We start from the raw sequence: 20,269 nt of genomic DNA, 5'->3' as shown, positions 1-20,269 counted from the left end.
TGGAGGCGCGAGCGGGAACGTCGCGGCGACGAGGCAACGACGTGAACCCACCGTGACCGGGATGGGACTTCGGTCCCTACCGCTCGCCGATCCATCGTTCAAGGATCGAGAGGGTATTCAATAGCAACCCAAACCGAAGGAGGGATCGTGCCCAATCTCCCTGCGCGTCACCACCATCGCTCCCGGATGCCGGACTGGTCGGATCTGTGGACCGGCTTCCCGTCACTGGCGGCACTGCGTTCGGGCAATATGATCCGGCTCGAGGATGAAATGCAAGACGGTCACTACCTGTTGCGCGCCGAACTGCCCGGCATCGATCCGGAGAAGGACATCGACATCACTGTGCGCGACGGCCAGTTAACCATCAAGGCCGAACGCAGCGAGAAGAAGGAAAGCAAGGGCCGTTCGGAGTTCTCCTACGGCTCATTCACCCGTTCGGTCACACTGCCGGCCGGCGCTAACGAGGACGACATCAAAGCGACCTACGAAAAGGGCATCCTGACCGTGGACGTGGCTGTCCCCGAGGAGGCAGCGGCGGCGGCCGCCGAGAAGCACATCACGGTACAAGCTAGCTAGCTTCACATACTCGTTGGTCCGGGAGCCCGGCAGGGCTCCCGGGTGACGACACGCCACACCCGGCGTCGCTGACGACATGAAACACGCAGACATACTCGTTGATCGCCTCAAGCTGATGTTCGACTGGTACAAGGGCATGGTCGACCGGCGCACGGGCCGCCTGCTGTACCTCTACGACCCGCGAAGCGATCTCGCGATCGGCGACGGCGAACCCATCCGCGACATCGCCTCGGTGTGGGACGTGGAAGTTTTGAGTGCATTTCTCGGGCGCGACGACCTGTCGGATCTGATCCGGCGCTCGCTCGCACACTTCGACCGACTTGTCGTCGGGCGCGACGGCTATGCGATCGTGGCGCCGGAAAGAGGATCCCCGTCCATCGCGCACAACGCTTTTCTGGCTTTGGCCCTGGCTCGTTCGGCTCTTCCCGACAGGGCACAGCGGCTCACACCGCTCGCCGACGGCATCGTTCGCCAGCAGAGAGACGACGGTTCGTACCAGGTCTTCTTCGGTGCCGGGCCGGATGCCGGCGAGGAGCTCTACCCCGCCGAGGCGATGCTCGCGCTGCTGGAGGCCTACCGGCTGACCGGAGATGCCCGCTACCTGCATAGCGCCGAACGCGGGTTCGGCCACTACAAGCGCGGCTACTACGACCGCGGGCTTCTCGACGCCCACCTCTTGGTCTTCTTCGCGAACTGGCAGTCACAAGCCGGCAGGGCGCTTTGCGCGGCTACGTCGAGGCCGGAGGTCAAAGATCTTGTCCGCGCCTTCCTATTCGAGCTCCAGGACAGAATTATCGGAAGTGGCTTCTACGATCAGGTGGCGCGCAGGCCGGAAGAGCAGGCATGCGTAGAGGTGGCGTGTGGACTCGAAGGGCTCGCCGACACCTACGCGATGGCGGCGGCGACCCGCGATCCCCGCACCGTCGACTACCGGCGATCGATCGCCAGCGCGCTGGGCTTCCTCGTTGAGGCGCAGCGGACGACCAACTGCACCGACCGTGAGCGGGGTGGATTCGGAGGGTCGCTCGCGAGCCGCGAGCAGCGCATCGACGTCACCGGGCACGTCGCAAGCGGGTTCATCAAATGCGTCGAAAACGGAATCACCGAGCCATAATCGGGTCACTTGTGGTCACCATCGATGGCGCGCAGATGTCAGGCAGCGGGACAATCGTCCGCTACGCGGTGGCGCTGGCAGCGCTGTGCGGCAAGCCCGTCCGCATCGTCAATGCGCGACAGCGACGGAGCAAGCCCGGGCTGCGACCGCAACACGTGACCGGCGTGCATGCCTGCGCGGAACTCTGCGGGGCCACGGTCGACGGCGCCGAAGTCGGCAGCCGCACAATCGACTTCATCCCCGGGTCGGAGATCCGGGGCGGGAGCTTCGAATGGAACATCGGGACCGCGGGCTCGGCCACCATGCTGGCGCTGAGCGTGCTGCCGGTGGCGTGCTTTGCCTCCGAGCCCGTACGGGCGCGGATCACCGGTGGACTATTTCAAGACTTCGCCCCTTCGCCATTCCACATGCAACGGGTGCTTGCGCCGCTGGTCCGTTCGATGGGGGCGGACCTGTCACTGGATGTCACCCGCCCCGGCTACGTGCCGGGCGGCGGCGGCATCATCGAGATGACCGTAATACCCGGCCGTGCCGGGCTCGACCGGTTGGTGCTCAGCACCACCGGTCAGGTCCGCGACGTGGATGGCATCGCCTTAGCCAGCCACCTGGCGGCACAACGCGTTAGCGAGCGCATGGCAGCCACGTGCGAGGCGGAGATCCGCGGCGCGGACATGGCCTGCACCATCGACCGCGTAGACGATGCCACCGCGGTGCACGCGGGCGCCTGCCTGGCGATATGGGCGAAGAGCAGTACCGGAAGCCGGTTCGGCGCCGACCGAGCGGGCAAGCGTGGCCGATCGTCGGAGCAGATCGGCCGCTTCGTCGCCGCGACCTTCCTCGAGGACGTCCGCAGTGGTGCGACCGTGGACCGTCATCTGGCCGATCAGCTCGTGCTGTTTTGCGCGTTGGCTCGAGGGATGTCGAGCTACACCGTGCCGCGTGCGACCGCGCATCTCGCGAGCAACCTGTGGCTCGTCAGCCAGTTCGGCGCGCAGGCGAGGATGCACGAGAGATGCGTAGAGATTCACGGGATCGGGCTGACCCGGTGAGGCATGCGCGTCACGGCGTGCGGACGAGGGGTTTCTCCAAGGGTTTGTCGGCGTGCAGGCAGGCGATCGCGTCGGCCAACGTCGGCGCGATCGAGCACACGCGGATAAAAGTGCCTGGAGTCTTGACGGCAACGGTGTCGGCAACGAGCACCTGGCGCAGTCCAAGCGCACGCAGGCGACTGACGGCGGCATGAACCAAAAGCCCGTGCGTCGCGGCCACGACGACATTCTGTGCGGCGCCGCGCGCGCGTAACAGTCCTACCGCCGCTTCAATCGTGGCGCCGGTCGTGATCATGTCATCGATGATCACCGCCGCACGACCCTGCACGTCGCCGGCGACGTCCAGCGCGGCGACGGCTGAGCCGCTTTCGCGCTGTTTGCGCACCACCGCAACCGGGCCCTGCAACACCGTCGCATACCATTCGGCGAGCTTGACCGCACCCAGGTCGGGGGCGACGACCACCGCCCCCTCCGGCAGCTCGGCGGCGAGCTCACCGGCCAGGGTGGGGACCGCGGACAGTGTTTCCACCGGGATGTGGCATACGGCTTCCAGGGTGGGTGTGTGCGGGTCGACAACGACGAGCCGGTCGGCGCCCGAGGCGGCGATCGCATCGGCGATGACTGCCGATCCGAGGGCCTGCCCTGCAGCGGTGCGTCGATCCTGGCGGGCGTAGCCGAAGTACGGCACCACCGCGGTGACCCGCGCTGCGCGGGCCCGACGGCACGCGTCGAGCAACAACATCAGTTCGACGATGTGCTCATTCACCGGTGGCGATGTCGGTTGAATGATGTAAACATCTGAGCCACAAATGTTTTCGATGACCGGCTGAATCTCTCCGTCGGGGAATCGCTGCAGGGAGCAGCCATGCGACTCGACGCCCAAATAGTTCGCGACGGCATGGGCGAGACCCGGGTTGGCAGTGCCGGAGACGATTCGCAGAACAGTCATCGGGCATCCTTTCCGTCGCCGCACCGAGTCAACGCCGGCAACACGCATGCCGCTTCGGGCAGATCACCCTCGACCATCGCACCGACTCGGCGTCGGGCCGAGGGGCCGAAAGTCCCCTGTCGGCCGCAGGAAGTCATTCCGAGGCGGCCGTCCAACCGTTGCCGTGACCGGCGCACCTACTGGGTGGGAGCGTGGTGCGTGACCGGCGTCCGCGCAAACCGCGACCGCGCCTGTTGGTCGACGGCTTTCTGCTCGGCAGCGGTGACGACGACCGCATCAGGTCCAGGAATCACCGTGGCCACGTGGCCGGTGTCGAGCCACCGCACCACGTAGGGCGGCGCACCGTCGGCGCCATGCGCTTCTGTGATGAGCCCGCGCCGATCCGCCTGATCAACATGAGAGCTCTTGATCACCAACCAGTCGCCTTCGTTAGCTTTCATCACCCGGCTCCTTTCGGCCACGCCGGTGTGATCATGCGCGCACCGGCCTTCCCATGGCAGAGCCGCAGGTCCCAGTCGGGGTGGCCCAAAGTCACATTGGCGCCCATCCGCCGCAAGTCCGGATACGGTGAAGTGGGCCGCGCGGATCTCATCGCCCCGACAACGCGATGACCGGTCGTCCTCTCGACACCATCAGACAGTGTTTTGATCGTCGCGCGGCAGCTACCGGACTATCGCGATCACCTTCCACGATTTGCGGCACTCCTACCCGACCGGTGCGCGCAAAGCTGGCACAAGCCCGAAGGTGATCAGCGAGCGGATCGGACACGCCAATGGTGGATTCTGCCTGCAAACCTATGCGCATGATCTGAGAACGATGACCGAGACGCCGCCGAGCGGGCAGATTCGTTCCGCATCGGCAACGGCTGGGAGGCAACCGACGCAGGAGATAGCTCGATGCTTCGTGCCTAATGCAGCCAAAAACGTGGCCATTTGGCATGGAAATGGCTCCCGGAGAAGTCTCCGGGAGCCATTTCACCTGGTAGCGGGGACAGGATTCGAACCTGCGACCTCTGGGTTATGAGATGCCGTCTCAATAGTTTGCTAGGTCCGTTAAGTCTCATTTATGCAGGTAAATGGCTATTGACATTTCGGACCGTTTCGAGGCGGCTCATCTATTTCGACCCGTTTCGGAGGGTTTTGTTCCCAAATTTGTTCCCAAATCGGAAGTCTTTGCGTTTGGCGTGTTAGCTGGCGCGTGCCAGCGAGGTGGTACGGCGCTGGCAAAGACGCCTCAATCTTTGCTGGCAGATTGCGGTGCCCAAGCAGGCGCTCCCCTGCTGTCCGTACTGCCTCGATGCCGTCCTGGCTCGGGCTTCTCGGCGCCCGGGCTGACCCAACTTCCGATGGACGGGCACGCGGTCTGTACCGGTCCGAGTTCGTTGTTTCGAACAACACCTAGTCACATCAGGATTCCCATCGCTCGGGAGGCAGACTGAACCGAGTACCTTTCGCGTGTGAGGCCCGTTTAGCTCACTAACTTTCTGTTTGCGCTTGCTCAGAATCCTGCAGATGACCGGATTAGACCCCTGGAACACCCCTTAGGATCAGCCAGTCGCATCGGTGAAGGCACCCGGACCCTCGAACGCTTCAGGTGGCACTGGGCGGTGCGTTTCTCCATTTCGCGCATATTTTGCATACAGAAGCACGAAGGATGACTGTCGAGAGCCTGTCGGCTGCCAGGAATAAGGGACCAGCTCGGCGCCGGTTTTGCCATGAGCATGGGACCACCCGATTGCCAGTGATGGGACCATCTGGCTAGCTGTTTTGCCAGTTATGGGACCACCCCGGCGTGGCGTTGGGGGCTTCCGGTTGCTCGGCCGCTGTATTGGCCGAATGAGCTACCGGGAGGTGTCGGTGATCGAAGTCAGGGAGATGCTGCGGTTGTGGCTGCAGGGTCATGGGTTGCGCGAGGTGGCCCGGTTATCGGGCACGGACCGCAAAACGGTGCGCCGGTATGTGGACCGCGCCCGCGCGTGCGGGCTGGACCGTGACGGCGACGGGTGTCAGTTGACCGACGAGCTGTTGGCGGCGGTGATCGCCGGCGTGCGGCCGAGTCGGCCCAACGGCAAGAGCCAGGCCTGGGAGACCATCGCCGCCCAGCACGAGCAGATCAAGGCGTGGCTGAAGCAAGACTTGACTCTGACGAAGGTGCACACGCTGCTTGGGCGTCGGGGCGTGGTGGTGTCGTATCGAACGTTGCATCGCTATGCCACAACGGAATTGGGGTTCGGGATTCGGCAGGCCACGGTGCCGGTGGCCGATTGCGAGCCCGGTGCTGAACTGCAGGTCGATTTCGGTCGGCTCGGAATGCTCACTGATGCCGCGGATGGCCGCCGGCGGGTAGTGCAGGGGTTGATCTTCACTGCGGTGTATTCGCGGCACATGTTCGTCTGGCCGACCTACCGGCAGACGCTTCACGAGGTGATCGCCGGGTTTGAGGCCGCGTGGGCATTCTTCGGCGGGGTGTTCGCGGTGGCGATCCCCGACAACATGAAGGCCATCGTCGACAAGGCTGATGCGACCGATCCGAAACTTAATGACGCCTTCCGCGAATACGCTCAGGCGCGGGGCTTCGTCGTGGACCCCACCCGCATCCGCAGCCCGCGCGACAAGCCTAGGGTTGAGCGCTGTGTCCAATATGTTCGGTCGAATTTCTTTGCTGGAGAAGACTTTCGGAATCTGAGTGACTGCCGGGCACGAGCCGAGCAGTGGTGTGGGCAGGTGGCGGGGATGCGGATACACGGCACCACTCGGCTGCGCCCGGCCGAGGTATTCGCCACCGACGAGCTACCCCACCTCAAACCGGCACCCGACGAGGTGTTCGACATCCCGACCTGGAGCCGGCCCAAGGTGGCTCCCGATCGGCACGTGCAGGTCGCCAAGGCGCTCTACAGCGTTCCCGGTGAGCTGATTGGGCGCCGGCTGGATGCCCGGGTGGATGCGCGCACGGTGAAGCTGTATTGGCGCGGTGAGCTGATCAAGGTCCATCCGGTCATGGCGCCAGGACGCCGCCATACCGACCCCGCTGATCTACCGGCCGAGGTGTCGGTCTATGCGATGCGAGATATCAACACCTTGCAGCGCAAGGCATCCGCACACGGGCAGCATGTCGGCGCCTACGCGGCGGCGGTGCTGGAGCATCCGCTGCCGTGGACCAAGATGCGCCAGGTCTACCGACTCCTGGGACTGGTGCGCCGCCACGGCGCCGACGCGGTCGATGACGCCTGCCAGCGCGCGCTGGACGCCGAGGTCATCGACGTCGGGCTGATCGAGCGCATGCTTACCCGCGGTGCCGGCGCACAGCTGCCGCTGATCCCGAACCCGCCGCAGGCGTCGCGGTTCGTCCGCGCGGCCACCGACTTCGCGGTGCGCAGGCCCTCATGAGCACAACCCGCCGCCCCGATGCCACCCCCGCGGTCAAGCCGATCGAGGTGTCTGCAGACCTCAAAGCGCTGATGCGCCGCCTCAAGCTCGGCCGCCTGCTCGACACCCTGCCCGAACGGCTCGCGCTGGCACGATCGAATCGGCTGCCACACCACGACTTCCTGGAAATGCTGCTAGCCGATGAGGTCACCCGCCGCGACCGCGAGTCCGCCGCCCGCCGCGCCAAGACAGCACAATTGGATCCGCAGATGCAGCTGCAGGCCTGGGATGACACCGCCGCGGTCAGCTACGACCGCCAACTATGGGCAGAGTTGACCTCGCTGCGGTTTCTGGCCGACGCCTACAACGTGCTCATCATGGGACCGGTCGGAGTCGGAAAAACGTTCCTGGCCAACGCATTAGGCCACATCGCCGTGCGACGTCACCACAGCGTGCATACCGAACGCGCCGACAAACTGTTCAAACGCCTCCGCGGAGCACGGCTAGACGGCAGCTATGAAGACGAGATGCGCAAACTACACCGCGTCGAGCTGCTCATCATCGATGACCTCGCGTTGCACCGGCTTGAGGCCACCGAGACCAATGACTTCTACGAGCTCATCGTGGAACGCCACCGCACCGCATCAACGGTCATCACCAGCAACCGCGAACCACCGGAGATCCTCACCATGATGGCCGACCCACTCCTGGCCCAGTCGGCGATGGACCGGCTCCAATCCGCGGCCTACGAACTCGTCGTCGAGGGCGAGTCCTACCGGCAACGCCAGAAACCCCGTCCTCGAAAGCCGGTCAATTCGGACCAGCCGAATTGACCAGCAGCCAGGTCATCAGTCACCATCACCCCACGGCCAGCAACCGGAAACAACCGGTCCCATGCTCATGGCAAAACGGTGGTCCCATCACCCTGGCAAGCGACAGAGAGCCCACGGACGAGTCGTATTCGCCTATAAAAGTGGGGCCCCCACGGTTCATCCGAGCCAATAGTACGGCGCGAACCGCTGGAGCAATGCGACACTGTCGCGGCGATCGAGGAGAGGTAAAGCGACGTGGCCCAACGACTCGCTGTTATCGGCGCCGGCCCGAAAGGGGCGGCCATCGCCGCGAAGGCTGCGGCCCTTCGCGCGGCGCAGCATCCCACGCCGCCCCCGCACATTGATCTCTACGATCGTGAGCAGGTAGGGGCCGCGTGGCGTGGATCCATCGGATACACGGACGGAGTGCAACCGCTCTGCACCTTGGCCGAGCGAGACCTCGGTTTCCCGTACGACACCGCGAGCTACGGCGCTGGTGTGACGCAAGCGATGGTCGGCGATTTCTCGTGGCAATCGTTCGCGATCAACTCAACAGGACCCTCACGCTATCGTGACTGGGTCGTCAACGGCCGTCATCCACCTCGACACGTCGACTTCGCAAGCTACCTCGAATATGCCGTCGATAAGGCCGTTAATCGAGGCGCAGCGAACTTGATTCGAAATACGGTTTCCGCCGTTGACTTCGATCCTGTCAAACGGATGTGGCGGATCGATTCCACCGACTCGCTTGGCGCGATTACATCGCGCGACTATGACGGCGTGGTGATTACAGGGAGCGGCCGACCACTACCTGCGCTTCCCGGCGCCAACGGCCGTGTTTTCGACGGTCGCACGTTCTGGCACCCGGGATCCAGTCTGCAAATGCAGCGCCTGCTTAGTCTCGACCCAGATCCGTCGGTAGTGATCATCGGCGCTGGCGGCACCGCTGCGGCGATCGCGTATTGGTTCGCGCGCAAAGGCCTCACGACCCTTCCTATCACCATCATCGGACGTGAGGCGACCTTGTTTGCGCGCCATGACGGCCCGTTCGAGGACCGACTCTTCACAGACGATGTTGCGTGGGGAGCCCTCGTACCCCACGTCCGCAAAGCCTTTCTAGCTCGCACTACCGCAGCCGTGGTCTGGGACTACGTGCTGCGAAACCTCGTTTCCGACAACATCACATACGAGTGCTACAACGCGCTCCGCTATCGCATTGTCGGCCCCGGCGGCCCCGGAATGCCAGACCTGCTCGAGCTCGAGATGGATGCACCGCCGGACCCTGCGCAGGCGATGGCGTCCGCGTCCCGCCCGCGGCTACTCGCAGGCCTGCTCCCAGGGGTTCCCCTAATCCCGCGCGTCGGCAGAACGCCAGCACCACCAATAGTCAGACGACCCGGAACCGTCATCATCGATGCCCGCGGATTCGATCGCTGGGGATTCGTAGACGACTTCTTTATGAAGTCACCGCTACGCTCCGCCTTCGCCCCAGGGGGGCAACCGCAGATCCTGTCGGCCATCGCGTACGACCTCAGCGTGCGCGGAACCACTGGCAGCGGTGCGACTTTCCCGGAGGGTTTGCACGTTCCGGGGCTAGCGGCCATTCAAGGCCCCGCATCAACAAACCTGATGGGCCTGGGCTGGCTCGCTGACCGCGTTCTCTCGAAGTACTGCTAACGGTCCGGGACGTCCATGCTCACACCTGGGCAAAAGCAAGGTGTTGACAACAACACGACAGAGGCATATACCTATATATGTGTATATGAAGAGCTAACAAGGAGAGCGACATGGCCGAGAATGCAGACACGATGGTCCTGCGTTCGTTTCATCTGCCGCAGGGCATGGATGATGAGCTGCGGGGACTCGCCTTCGCCCTGCGGTGTGCCAAAGCCGACCTGCTGCGATTCTTCATTGACCAGGGCATGAAGAGCCTGGCTGAACGCTACGGGTCCAACTGGAGGTCATGGGACCCTAACGCCCTTGAAGAAGTCGCGCGATCTGTGCAGGCTGGCGGCGCGTCGGAGTCTGTCAAGGAAGGATTCCGTCGCGACATTGACCGATTGACCGACGTTCCGATGTACGCCTCACGGAGTTGAGCACTCCCGTCACTCGACAACACTGTCACGCCAATAGACCGCGCTTGGGGCAGGAGCGGCAGCATCGCCTACTTGCCACGAATTAGATCAATTTCGTGTTGGATCTCGCGGTCAATGGCGCGCATGAACGGCTGAAGTTGATCTTCGAATCGGGCAATAGCTGACTCGACTTCGTCGAACTTGCGTAGGGCGTCTTGGGCCGACGAGACCTCCGCTATCTCGCCCGCGCGCTGCGCCCAAGCACGGATGACCCCCTCAGTTACAGCAATTTGCCGGGTCAAGAAGTCTTCGGGCCACTCTGGTCCGCTGGCTCTGAGCGGAACCAACTGAATCACGCGAAGTCCGAGTGACCTGTCGGCTGCATAACCCATAAATTTCATAAACTCATCGAGGTCTGCCTCGACTAAGGCGACCCGCGCAGTCAAATGCGCTGAGAGTGCCAACGCGATCCCCCCATGATCGAGATCGTGCCGCGCAATTAGTTCGTCCGCGACCAGGTCACCAAGCGTCTTCTCGTTCATCCAGATCGAATTCTCAGGCAAGTCCGGAAGCAACTCAGCTACGACCGAAGGAGGGTCACCCATCGCCATCATGACGAATTTCTGCGCCTTCAGCAGCCGGCAGCAGAGGTAGAAATAAATCTCGTTGGCTGGGCCAAGGACATCTGCACGCACGAAGTCTCGATGATGCGCGTCATTGCGAAAACGATGCAACGCATTGATGCACGCGGCCAGTTCTGGCTCCATGCCACAATCTGGCTGAGAAAAAACATACTTGACCAGGTCAGAGAAGTTCCGCTCGATCTTGTGGCGCGTCTTTTCCGAGACGGTCTTCGACGCTAGCTCTGCCCGAAATGCCTTTAACTCTTCAGGATCGTCCTCGCCGACAGGCCCAAGGCTTCGAAGTGCATTGCTATACATCTTGGCCTCGTCAAGCGCTAAGTCAGCCCTTCTGTCGAGCAGAGTTTCGGCCGCATTGTCGAGCAGAAGCAATGCCAACCTTGCATGAGCAACATCGCCAAAGTCGGTTAGACGGCGAGCCTCGACGAGCTGGACGACCGTACGCTCCAGACGGTCCACATCGCTCCATTCGTTGAGGCTGGTTCGCGCCGTTCACCTCTGCAACGCTGAACCTTGGCGAGTTGTCGATCGGCCTCTTCCAAGATCTCGCCGATGGCGCAGATGATCTACGTCGATTCATCCTTCGTAATCGAGATCGATTCGTTTCTCGTTTGCTAACTCAAAATATCTTTGATCATCGAGAGTGTGAAAGGCTGACGTTTTAGCCGGTCCCCTGTAGGTAGTTGCCCTCCAGCGGACTGCACTATCCGCTGTGCAGCCTTGCGAAATATGGAAACATAATCCGGTTGCCTTAATGAGTCAACGAGCTTTTCACTTGAAGAATCGATTTGCTTGCTATTTAATGGCGTTTTCGAGGCGCCCAACACCTCATATTTGTAAGCGGTGAGGATATGATATCTAATCGGCTTGTATTCCGCCTCTAGATTGGTCCTAAATGCTGTCTCAAGCCGGTACGCGGCGTATGCGGACGCGACGTACGGCGCTAGGCGGTGATCATCGTCAAAAATCGAATCGCCCACCTCCTCGTAGAGGCGTTTAGGATACCGTGCTGCGAGATGCGGTAGATCCAAGAATGTGGCTGCGACCGCGCGGATTTGCTCACTTATTGTGACTATGCGGGTACGGGTCACGTCTCGATAGTAAAATTGACCGCCGCGACGTTCGTAGGTAAGCCCAACTTTCAACTGATCCTGAAGATAAAAGTCTTCGAGCTTCCTCTGGAACTTAGTTAGAGCAATCAAGTCGCTATCGGTTACTGCCGTTTGCGAATTGGTGGCTCGAATTATTCTAGTGGCTACGTCCTCATCTTCGGTCACTACAAGCCGAATGGGCACAAATATGGCTTCAGTAGCCTCGCCCAGATCCTCGGATTCAAGAAAAATGCAATGGCTCGTCTGACATCCATTCACGACTTGGTACCCGGCCAATGAAATGGCATCACCAGGTTTCGGGGCATATGACCGCGCAACAACAGTTACACCGTTATTCAGAACCGGTAATAGAGAGCGTGACTCTGAGCCCAGGGTCTGGATAATCTGCTTGTTTACTACATTTTCAGTACCCTTGAAGCCACGAACATTGTCGTAAAAGACTGATTCATTGAGGGAACCGTCCGAGTTCCGAATTAGCTTAAGCAACTCGCGGATCGATAGGACGCCGAGAATGGCTTGGTCTATGCCGGGCATTTTCGGCAGATTTACGGCTTTTTCCAGTAGAATCTCGGTCTCATTTGCCTGAAGTTTCCGGCGCGAAGCCTCATAAACGCGAGTCGCGCCGTAGAGATCAAAGGTCAACTCTCCAACATAAGGAAGAGAGCGCAAATCGGTCCTTACGGTACCTACCCGGTCCCTAACATTTGAATCCTCCAGAGCAGCATCGTTCGCAGTCGAAACGTAAGCGAGGTTGATTCGCGGCCTTTCCTTGAGCTTGGAGGCGTAGCCGTCGTATACCCGGAACAGAGCCTGTGATATTGCTCGGAGTTTTGGGTAGACATCGGAGACTTTATTAGATAATACCTTCTTCACAGTGTCACCGAAATTCAAGATCTCTTTACTATCGACGGTGGTAGAAGTCTTCACCTGCATTAGTGTGAGGGCGACGCTGATCGAGCTCTTTCCCGTGCACACTTCGTCCACATCGCCTTCGTCGGCGACAAGCTCCCCGTTAATTTCAAGAAGGGCGATATCGATACCGATTGTGTCCTTGTCTAGGAGAAGGTCGGTCATCTCGACTTGGTCTAGGAGATCGTCTCGCAAGATCAGAGTTGCGGCGAATAACTCGAATGCATCTGAGTCATCCATGTGGACCAACTCGTTGCTTTGCCTGAAGTCTTTGAATAAGCCGTTAATCAGGGGGTCCATGTTGGATTCCTATCGGTCTCAGCGTGTAGTGCATCAACAGGGGCCTAAGCTATAGAGCAGCATATGGCCGCTTCTCGGGCGCTCATCGGTGTGTACTCACTCGCCACTGGGTCGATACCGCTATCAGGCTAGCCCTGGTGTTGCGGCCAGTCGATCTGAGGTTCCGACCCTAAGTGGGCACGGCTGAATTTATAGCAGTCCGTAGAGACGTCAGGCCTCGCTGAGGACATCAGCCTAGAGTTCGCAATCGACGCACGGGCACACAGCGGATGGGTGCCGCCACGTCGGTCTGCCCCGCAGGATCTATTGACCCAAATGTGCACGGCGATCGAACGACACGCAACGCTAAAAGGCTCCCGTCCAGAGACCCGCGCTTCAGCATTCTTCAACAGCAGTAGATAAGTTCGGATAGCTCACTCGGCGATGCGTTGTTGCGGTGGCGGGACGGGCCATACCGCCAGTCCTGAATGGACCGCGTTGTCGTCGGTTGAGGAGCCCCGGCTGCTCGGTCCTCGTTCGGATGTTGAATCTAGAGTTCGATTCCGTCGTCGAGTCCTGGTTGACGGCTTCGGCCTTTCCCGCGATACACCTCGTGGCCGGCTTTTGTACGACTGCGTTGCCATTCCCAATATGACGCCCTTCGCTGCTCGATCTGTCGCAGCTGTCGAGACCGCAGAGACGAAAGGTGCTCAAGCGACACCGAATTGCCTGACTCCGATGCAATGTCGTGAGCGGTGCGGGCGTGATCCGAGTCGTTGGCAACGATCCGGCGAACGAGCTGCGCGGCCTGTCGACGCGTGTCGCGCGACGCCGTATGACGGTCGGGTCTCGAGCGGTGACTGACGTGGTCGTAGTCGCCAGACTGCTGGGTGAGATATGCGGTGTTGGCTCCGCGTCCTCGGCTCATCGCCACATAAAACAGTCCGCGGGTGGTCTGCTCACTGAGGACCGCGTGGGCAGTTTCGGCGGTCGCGCCTTGTGCGGAGTGGACGGTGATGGCGTAACCGTAGGTGATGTGTTCGCGGAGGTAGTCGCCAGTGAAAACGGTGCGAGCGCCGTCGCTGACGCGGCGGGCGGCGATGCGCTGGTTGTCAGGATCGATAGCGTAAACGCACCAACGGTTTCCGTTCCGCACCGGGTCAGCATGCTGAGTCTTTTCCGCGGCGTGGAAGACAGGGATGGTGGGGTCGTTGCGGCGGCTGATGATCAGGTCGCCGAGAGCGATCTGATGTCCACGTGCGGCGGTCACGACTGGCGCGTTCGGGTCGATGGTGTCGTTGTGGGTCCGTTGGTTCAGGGCGTCGGCCATCTCCTTAATGTCGGTCACGAGGAGGCTGTCTTTGCCGGCCTCAATGTCTCGTCTGTAGGCGTCTAAAGCTCCTGCAGCCATGGCGATTTGGTCTCCGGCATGCAGGCGGTCGTTCTTTCGGTACCACTCGATGGCGCGCCGTACCGGGGCCGGTCCGCCATCGCGCAGGGCAAGGGAGGCGCTCCGCTCCTCCGGGTCGCGCATGCGCCACACTTCCGACAGCTTTTGCGTCCAAGGCAGGTCGGTGCAGAGTTGGGCGAAGATGCCGCCGCGGGCCTTGACCGGGGCGAGCTGGTGCTGATCTCCGACGAGCACGGTCTTGGCGCCCGCGGTGGTGGTGGCGGTGAGGAGGCGCCGTAGGTCGTCGGTGCCGACCATGCCTGCTTCGTCGACGATGACCAAGTCCTGAGCGTTCAGAGTCAGTTTGTGGTTGTCGATATCGCGCAAGGCTTTGGCGATCGTATAGCCGGTGTCGCCGGCGCCTTCGCGGACCGCGACATCAACCGCATTGCCCGTCAGCGCCAACACGATGACCCGGCTGTCACGGCGGCGACGAGCCATCGCCACCAAAGCCCGCATGGAGGTGGTCTTGCCAGCTCCGGCAGGGGCGCTCAGGGGTTGCACTAACCACGGTGAGACGGCGATGTTTTCCACTGCGCGTTGTTGATCCGGCGATAACCCGTTGAGGTCGCTCGGCAAGCCCCACAGTATGGACCGGGGATCTTGGGCGTCGACAAGGTCGAGTACGGCGGCTTCTTCGGCCAGGATCAAGTCGAGGGTGAACCGCTCGTGCCCCTCACGCTGATGTGCCTCGCGTGGGGCGGTCAACCGCACCGCGATCTCGGCGACGGCTTGCTCGACCAGCTCACATGGCGAGCGGCCGGTATCGACAGGAAGTTGGGCGCCGATGACCTCGACGAGGTCGGCGCGGGTGAAGGCGGCCTTCTCGATCGTGGCGGCAGCATCGGTGATCCGGTGCCGGTCGAACCGTGGCCCGCTCGCTCCGAGACGGTCACGGCGCGCTAGGCGGTGCGCCGCCGAATCGATGACGAGGCCGCGCTCGTCGGTCCGCCATCCGGCCCGCAATTCGGTCCACCCGAGTTGTTCGGGCTTGCCTGGGCGGGTGGCCTTTTGAGCCGCTGCGAGCTGGGATGCCGTCGGCTCGCCGCTCTCGTTCACGGCAAGATTTCCAGCCGCCCACTCGCGTAGTTGGGAGGACCGTTGTGACCACGCGGTGATGCTGGTCTGGTGGATGCCGGCCACTTCGGCCATGCCGGTTCTGGAGTCGACGGGCAACCATTCGTAGCCCAATGAGTGGTGCAGTTCGCGGCGCAGCGTCGCCTGATAGATGACCCCGGCGGTCTTCGCCTCGTGGTAGAGCGACGTGCCATCGATCGACACCAGTTGTCCGTCGTCGCGGGCTTGGCGGTTGGGCACGACGACGTGGGTGTGCAGGTGTGGATCGCCGGTTCGGGAGGTCTCGTGCTGGTAGGCAATTGCCACTATGCCGGGCAGCCGTACGAGGTCTTTCTCCCCCGTCGCCGGGTTGTGCACGCGGGTGTATCCGGCATGGTTCGCAAGGTATTCCATCGCCTCGGAGATCGCCGTCGCATGGGCGTCCACGATCGCTTTATCGGCTACGTCGTCGGCCCGGATCGCGCGGATCAACGACACCGACTTCGGCGCACAGAACGTCAGATCGAAACCATGCACGCTCCCGTTGCGGAACCCGCGACCCGATGCACCGTTGGGCGCCTCACCGCCGACCAGCCACCGCTCGACCGCATCGGGATCGGCCTCTCCACCAACCCGTTCGAGATCCGACAACCCAACCAGCTCGGCAGCGCGACGGGTATCACCAGCGCACAGCCAAACGGGTGTACGGGTGTCATGTTCGGAGTAGTACTCTCCCAGGCCGCCGCCGGCCTTCTGGGCATCGAGAACGGCGCGAGCAGTGTCGTTGTAGTAATTGATCGACCAGGTCGACAACTTGGCAATCGTCAGCGTATCGATCACCGCCTCGGCCCGACATCGCCCGGCGCTCAGTATCGCCGGGCGGCGAACGCAACGTTCGCTACCACCAATCTCGCACACCCTTGTGCAAATGTGCCATAGGAAAATCAGGTGAGTTTCGCTGAGTTACTCTGTCAGACAATCTGTTTGGAGACACAGCGGTAACAGACGGAATGTATTGAGATGGTTGAGACTACAGGGACGTCGCGAAGATGTGGGCGATGGCAGTCGTAGGGTGGTGCCGCGGCGTCGAACGTCCGCGCGCCCGGATGGCGCTACGCGCGTCGAATCGGTCGAAGCCCGGACGGGACATCGCGTCGAACTGAGCCTTCCGCCGAGCGAGGACCAACGTAGCGCGGGGGGTGCGCTACGCCGGAGGCGACGACCGGCGAACGCATCAGAGCGCGGAGCCAAGTACCCCTGGACCTCCCACGCGCACAGAACCGACGAGCCACCGGACGGCGGTCGGCGAGATCGCAGTGTTGGCCGACAGCCCGCGACGACTGCAGCACCCGGCAGCATGTCGATGCACACGCAGAACGCGTCGCATTAGGGCCTCTGAACCATCGTCCATATCCGTCGAAATTGGTGATCGAGCAGATCCGCTATCGGTTTCGCAGCGGGTTCCTTAATGCCGACCGAGAAGAACCGGCGCGAGTTGACCCGAGTCGATCGAAAACCTGTTACATAGAGTTCCGTTGCGTCTCAGGCTAAATTGCGCCAATTCGTGAGTTGCGAATCGATTTCATTTGACCGTGGCCTAGCGGTGCCGAGTGCATTTAGCTGTCAGTTATGCCGGTGACTGCGAGGTCCACTTCACGCCACGGCACGTGGCGCTCCTCAACTCGGCAGGACAAGCCCCGCGACCGTCGACCGCGGCCCGTCACCAACTCGCGCGCCATCCACAGTTGCCAGGGTTCTTGGTCAATCGATCGACACGGTGAGAGGTGGTGAATTACATTGGAAGATAACGTGTTCAGCGATCTTCCCCTGCTCCTCGCGGTACCGCACGCGGCGAAGCTTCTGGGAATCAGTCGTGCTGCGGCCTACCGGCTCGTCCACTCTGGCGAGCTGCCGGTCCGTCGGCTCGGCGGACGCATCTACGTGGTAACCGCAGGCCTGCGCGAGTTGGGAGCGTGATGAAGGGCTCGGTATATCGACGGGGCGCGAAGTGGTACTACAAGTTTCGACTGCCGCATCGAGATCCCTCGACAGGCCAGTTCCCGTGGGTGACCAAGGGCGGCCACGACACCGAGCGCGAAGCATGGGAGGCCTGCCGCGAGGCAATGCGCGATGCCGACCGCAATCGGATCGTGCGGCCGTCGCAACAGACAGTCGGCGAGTTCGTCACCGACTGGCTGACCGCGGTGCAACCGGCGCTTGACGCCTCCACGTGGCGCAGCTGGAGCGACTATGCCCGGTGGTACGTCATCCCCCACATCGGCGGCGAGCGGCTTCAGGCGCTCAATGAGCCGGTGCTGCTGCAGTTTTACGCGATGCTGCTGGCCAAGGGTCGGGTGAAACCGAACAACGACGCGGTGATGTACACCCATTGGGCGAAGCTGATCGCCAGCGGCAAGCCGCCACCGACACCTCGCGAGCTGTCCACGGCGTGCGGCACCTCCATCCACGCCGCGCGTGACGCCGTCCGACGCTATAAGGCGGGCCTGACTCCCCGGACCCTCACGCAAGGCCTGGCCCCCAAGACCGTCCGCAACATTCATTCGTTCTTGCACCGCGCCCTCGCCGATGCCGTCGCTTGGAAGTACATCGCCGAGAACCCGGCAAGCAATGTCAAGCCGCCCCGTAACCCACGCACCCGCCGGCAGGTATGGAAACCCGAGGAGATCCGGACCTTCCTGGCCTCGGCACGCGAGGACCGCTTTGCCGCACTGTTCCTCCTGGAGTTGACCACCGGGATCCGACGTGGCCAGATCTGCGGACTCAAATGGTCGGCGGTCGATCTGGACGCCGGGAAGGTAACCGTGCACGACAACCGGGTGGTCGTCGGTGGCCAAGTCGTGGATAAGGCGGGCGGCAAGACCCGCAATGCCGACCAGACCATCTCCATCGACAAGACGACGGTGGGTGCCCTGCGGCATTGGCGCGCCCAACAGGACGCCGAGCGGGAGTTCTTCGGCGACGGCTACCACCCGGGTGACTTCGTGTTCACCTACCCCGACGGACGTCCTCCACACCCGGATTCGATCCGGCAGCGCTTCGAACGTCTGACGGCCAGGGCTGGGTTGTCCCGCATCACGTTTCACGATCTGCGCCACACCTATGCCACCGGTGCGCTGCGGGCCGGGGTGAGTCCGAAGATCGTCAGCGAGCGCATCGGTCACGCGAACATCGGCTTCTTCTTGGAGACCTACGCTCACGTGCTCGACAACGACGACAGCGAAGCGGCTGAGCAAGCCGCCTCGTTTCTGCTCGGTGACAGCTGGACAGACGGCGACGACGCTCCGGCGAATCTGCCTCCACACGATATAACGTAGAGATTATACTGGTGTCGAAGCTTTGGGACGTGATCCTGCTCGGCGAGGTCGAACAGTGGTTCTTCACGCTCGACAGGGACACGATGGCGGCGGTTGCCGGTGCTATCGACCTGCTGGAGCCGGAGGGGCCGACATTGGGCCGGCCGATCGTCGACAAGGTGAACGGCTCGAAGTTTCACAGCATGAAGGAGCTGCGCCCCGCCGGCACCAGCATCCGCGTCCTGTTCATCTTCGACCCGGCACGGCAGGCGATCCTGCTGCTGGGCGGCAACAAGGCAGGCGACTGGAAGCGCTGGTACGACAGGAACATTCCAATCGCGGACGCGCGCTTCGAGAGCTGGCTGGCGACCGAGCACGGAGGGTGATGACCATGGCGCGCAATTGGCGAGACATTCGCGCCGACGCGATCGCGCAGGGTGCACTGGATACCAATCGGGCCAGTGCGGCGCGCGAGGAGATGCGTGAGGCCGTCCAGGCGCACCGTCTGGCCGAGATCCGCAAAGCGCTGGGCCACTCCCGCCAAGCCGACGTTGCGGCCCTGATGGGTGTCTCACAGGCCCGCGTTTCGAAGCTTGAGAGCGGGGACTTGTCGCACACCGAGCTGGGCACGCTCCAGGCGTACGTCGCCGCGCTGGGCGGGCAGCTCCGCGTCGTCGCCGAATTCGGCGACGACACCGTCGAACTGACGGCTTAAGCGGCGAGCTCGATGACCTCACCGCGGATCGCCCAGCGCGGACCGACCGGCTGTGCCGCAAGCAATTCGCCGGCAACACATCGATGGTCCGCGGGATCCCACTTCACGCCGTCGCGATAGGGCGAGACGAGGCGGGACGAGACTCCAAGAACGGCACGGCGTTGATCGAGCAAGTGGCTCTCGATCTCCGCGGGCTCTGCCGGGATCATGGTGGCGATTCGTGAGGCCGCGTCAGAGAGGACCGTCGTGTCGGTGTGGGCTTGGAACGCACTGATTACACCGTCGAAGACGCCCTTGACCAGGTTGCCCAATACCGGCTCCCGGCCTAGAGGCGGTCTGATCTGAATCTTTACGGCGAACGGCGCTTCCGGCGGACATACCCGGTCGGCGACCTCGACCTTCCCACGCGATAGAGCCAGCCAGACCTTTGACAGCTTCTTTTCGCCTGCGAAGTCGCCGAGATCAATCCAGTCGAACGAAGCCAGCGTCCGGCTAGGTTGCCAGTGATCGAAGGTGTCCGAGCACTGGGCAAGCGCATACCGGTAGCCGAACGGATAGGTGCCACCAGACCGGGCCGGCGGCACCACCTGGCCTGATTCGAAGCGAATTCCGTTGCGCCCGACGCTCTTGAACGAGTCGATGTTGTAGAGCAGGAGATTCTCGACGTCACCGTTGAGAGGCTTAGCTCCGAGGAATGTGGCGTGCAAGACCTGCTCAGATGACGGGTTGAGCTGACCGCATCGGCTCCTGATCTCGTTCCGCAGGTCCTCCTGCCAGTGCGGCTTCCGCTCGAAACGGATGTAGTCGTCAGCCCATGCCTCAACCACAGAGCTGGCCCCGTTAGGTCCGTGAA

Annotated in this window: 17 protein-coding genes; 11 read left to right on the top strand and 6 right to left on the bottom strand. The window is 62.3% G+C overall.

Annotation, left to right across the window (positions count from 1 at the left end):
* Window positions 1–144: 144 nt before the first annotated feature.
* From KXD96_RS09695 to rtcA, 3 genes are all read left to right on the top strand, one after another.
* Window positions 145–576, top strand: a complete 432-nt coding sequence (locus KXD96_RS09695; RefSeq protein ID WP_260745298.1) for an Hsp20/alpha crystallin family protein — start codon at window positions 145–147, stop codon at window positions 574–576.
* Between the two features lie 136 nt (window positions 577–712).
* A complete protein-coding gene (locus tag KXD96_RS09690) occupies window positions 713–1,690 on the top strand; it encodes a D-glucuronyl C5-epimerase family protein (RefSeq protein WP_260744365.1) in 978 nt (325 codons plus the stop codon).
* An 11-nt stretch (window positions 1,691–1,701) separates the two neighbouring features.
* A complete protein-coding gene (gene rtcA / locus KXD96_RS09685) occupies window positions 1,702–2,739 on the top strand; it encodes an RNA 3'-terminal phosphate cyclase (RefSeq protein ID WP_260744364.1) in 1,038 nt (345 codons plus the stop codon).
* Between the two features lie 10 nt (window positions 2,740–2,749).
* On the opposite strand, the gene KXD96_RS09680 is transcribed toward rtcA, so the two are convergent.
* Together KXD96_RS09680 and KXD96_RS09675 are read right to left on the bottom strand one after the other, a co-directional pair.
* Window positions 2,750–3,688 (bottom strand): ribose-phosphate pyrophosphokinase, encoded by a 939-nt coding sequence (locus KXD96_RS09680; RefSeq protein WP_260744363.1) that lies wholly within the window; start codon window positions 3,686–3,688, stop codon window positions 2,750–2,752.
* A 176-nt stretch (window positions 3,689–3,864) separates the two neighbouring features.
* Window positions 3,865–4,128: a DUF1918 domain-containing protein gene (locus KXD96_RS09675; RefSeq protein WP_260744362.1), complete on the bottom strand. Its 264-nt coding sequence runs from the start codon at window positions 4,126–4,128 to the stop codon at window positions 3,865–3,867.
* A gap of 1,395 nt (window positions 4,129–5,523) precedes the next feature.
* Here KXD96_RS09675 and istA point away from each other — a divergent pair.
* The 4 genes from istA to KXD96_RS09655 all read left to right on the top strand — a co-directional run bounded on the left by istA (window position 5,524) and on the right by KXD96_RS09655 (window position 9,961).
* Window positions 5,524–7,074: an IS21 family transposase gene (gene istA, locus KXD96_RS09670; protein ID WP_260737107.1), complete on the top strand. Its 1,551-nt coding sequence runs from the start codon at window positions 5,524–5,526 to the stop codon at window positions 7,072–7,074.
* Window positions 7,071–7,886, top strand: a complete 816-nt coding sequence (gene istB, locus KXD96_RS09665) for an IS21-like element helper ATPase IstB (protein WP_260737101.1) — start codon at window positions 7,071–7,073, stop codon at window positions 7,884–7,886. The genes istA and istB overlap by 4 nt, the downstream gene beginning before the upstream one ends.
* Before the next feature lie 234 nt (window positions 7,887–8,120).
* A complete protein-coding gene (locus KXD96_RS09660; protein WP_260744361.1) occupies window positions 8,121–9,542 on the top strand; it encodes a SidA/IucD/PvdA family monooxygenase in 1,422 nt (473 codons plus the stop codon).
* 110 nt (window positions 9,543–9,652) lie between these two features.
* Window positions 9,653–9,961 (top strand): hypothetical protein, encoded by a 309-nt coding sequence (locus tag KXD96_RS09655; RefSeq protein WP_260744360.1) that lies wholly within the window; start codon window positions 9,653–9,655, stop codon window positions 9,959–9,961.
* Window positions 9,962–10,029: 68 nt separating this feature from the next.
* Here KXD96_RS09655 and KXD96_RS09650 read toward each other — a convergent pair whose 3' ends face one another.
* The 3 genes from KXD96_RS09650 to mobF all read right to left on the bottom strand — a co-directional run bounded on the left by KXD96_RS09650 (window position 10,030) and on the right by mobF (window position 16,227).
* Entirely contained in the window at window positions 10,030–11,040 is a 1,011-nt protein-coding gene (locus tag KXD96_RS09650) for a hypothetical protein (RefSeq protein WP_260744359.1), read from the bottom strand.
* 155 nt (window positions 11,041–11,195) lie between these two features.
* The gene (locus KXD96_RS09645; protein WP_260744358.1) at window positions 11,196–12,902 is read right to left on the bottom strand and encodes an AIPR family protein; all 1,707 of its coding nucleotides are present in this window, start codon (window positions 12,900–12,902) and stop codon (window positions 11,196–11,198) included.
* Between the two features lie 529 nt (window positions 12,903–13,431).
* Window positions 13,432–16,227: a MobF family relaxase gene (gene mobF / locus KXD96_RS09640; RefSeq protein WP_260744357.1), complete on the bottom strand. Its 2,796-nt coding sequence runs from the start codon at window positions 16,225–16,227 to the stop codon at window positions 13,432–13,434.
* Window positions 16,228–17,184: 957 nt separating this feature from the next.
* On the opposite strand from mobF, the gene KXD96_RS09635 reads away from it, so the two are divergent.
* The 4 genes from KXD96_RS09635 to KXD96_RS09620 all read left to right on the top strand — a co-directional run bounded on the left by KXD96_RS09635 (window position 17,185) and on the right by KXD96_RS09620 (window position 19,416).
* Entirely contained in the window at window positions 17,185–17,364 is a 180-nt protein-coding gene (locus KXD96_RS09635; RefSeq protein WP_244275375.1) for a helix-turn-helix domain-containing protein, read from the top strand.
* The gene (locus KXD96_RS09630; protein ID WP_260744356.1) at window positions 17,364–18,722 is read left to right on the top strand and encodes a site-specific integrase; all 1,359 of its coding nucleotides are present in this window, start codon (window positions 17,364–17,366) and stop codon (window positions 18,720–18,722) included. Before KXD96_RS09635 ends, KXD96_RS09630 begins: the two co-directional genes overlap by 1 nt.
* A gap of 83 nt (window positions 18,723–18,805) precedes the next feature.
* Complete coding sequence (locus KXD96_RS09625) at window positions 18,806–19,087, top strand: type II toxin-antitoxin system RelE/ParE family toxin (RefSeq protein WP_260745297.1); 282 nt, start codon at window positions 18,806–18,808, stop codon at window positions 19,085–19,087.
* Complete coding sequence (locus tag KXD96_RS09620; RefSeq protein WP_260744355.1) at window positions 19,087–19,416, top strand: helix-turn-helix domain-containing protein; 330 nt, start codon at window positions 19,087–19,089, stop codon at window positions 19,414–19,416. Before KXD96_RS09625 ends, KXD96_RS09620 begins: the two co-directional genes overlap by 1 nt.
* Here the strand turns inward: KXD96_RS09620 and KXD96_RS09615 are convergent.
* A complete protein-coding gene (locus KXD96_RS09615; RefSeq protein ID WP_260744354.1) occupies window positions 19,413–20,243 on the bottom strand; it encodes a hypothetical protein in 831 nt (276 codons plus the stop codon). The genes KXD96_RS09620 and KXD96_RS09615 overlap by 4 nt on opposite strands.
* Window positions 20,244–20,269: the final 26 nt, after the last annotated feature.

Origin of the sequence: Mycobacterium sp. SMC-2 (genome assembly GCF_025263485.1) — a bacterium.
In the GTDB taxonomy this organism is placed as follows: domain Bacteria; phylum Actinomycetota; class Actinomycetes; order Mycobacteriales; family Mycobacteriaceae; genus Mycobacterium.
The sequence above is the reverse complement of the archived record's forward strand: the minus strand, read 5'-3'. Positions and strand labels throughout refer to the sequence as shown.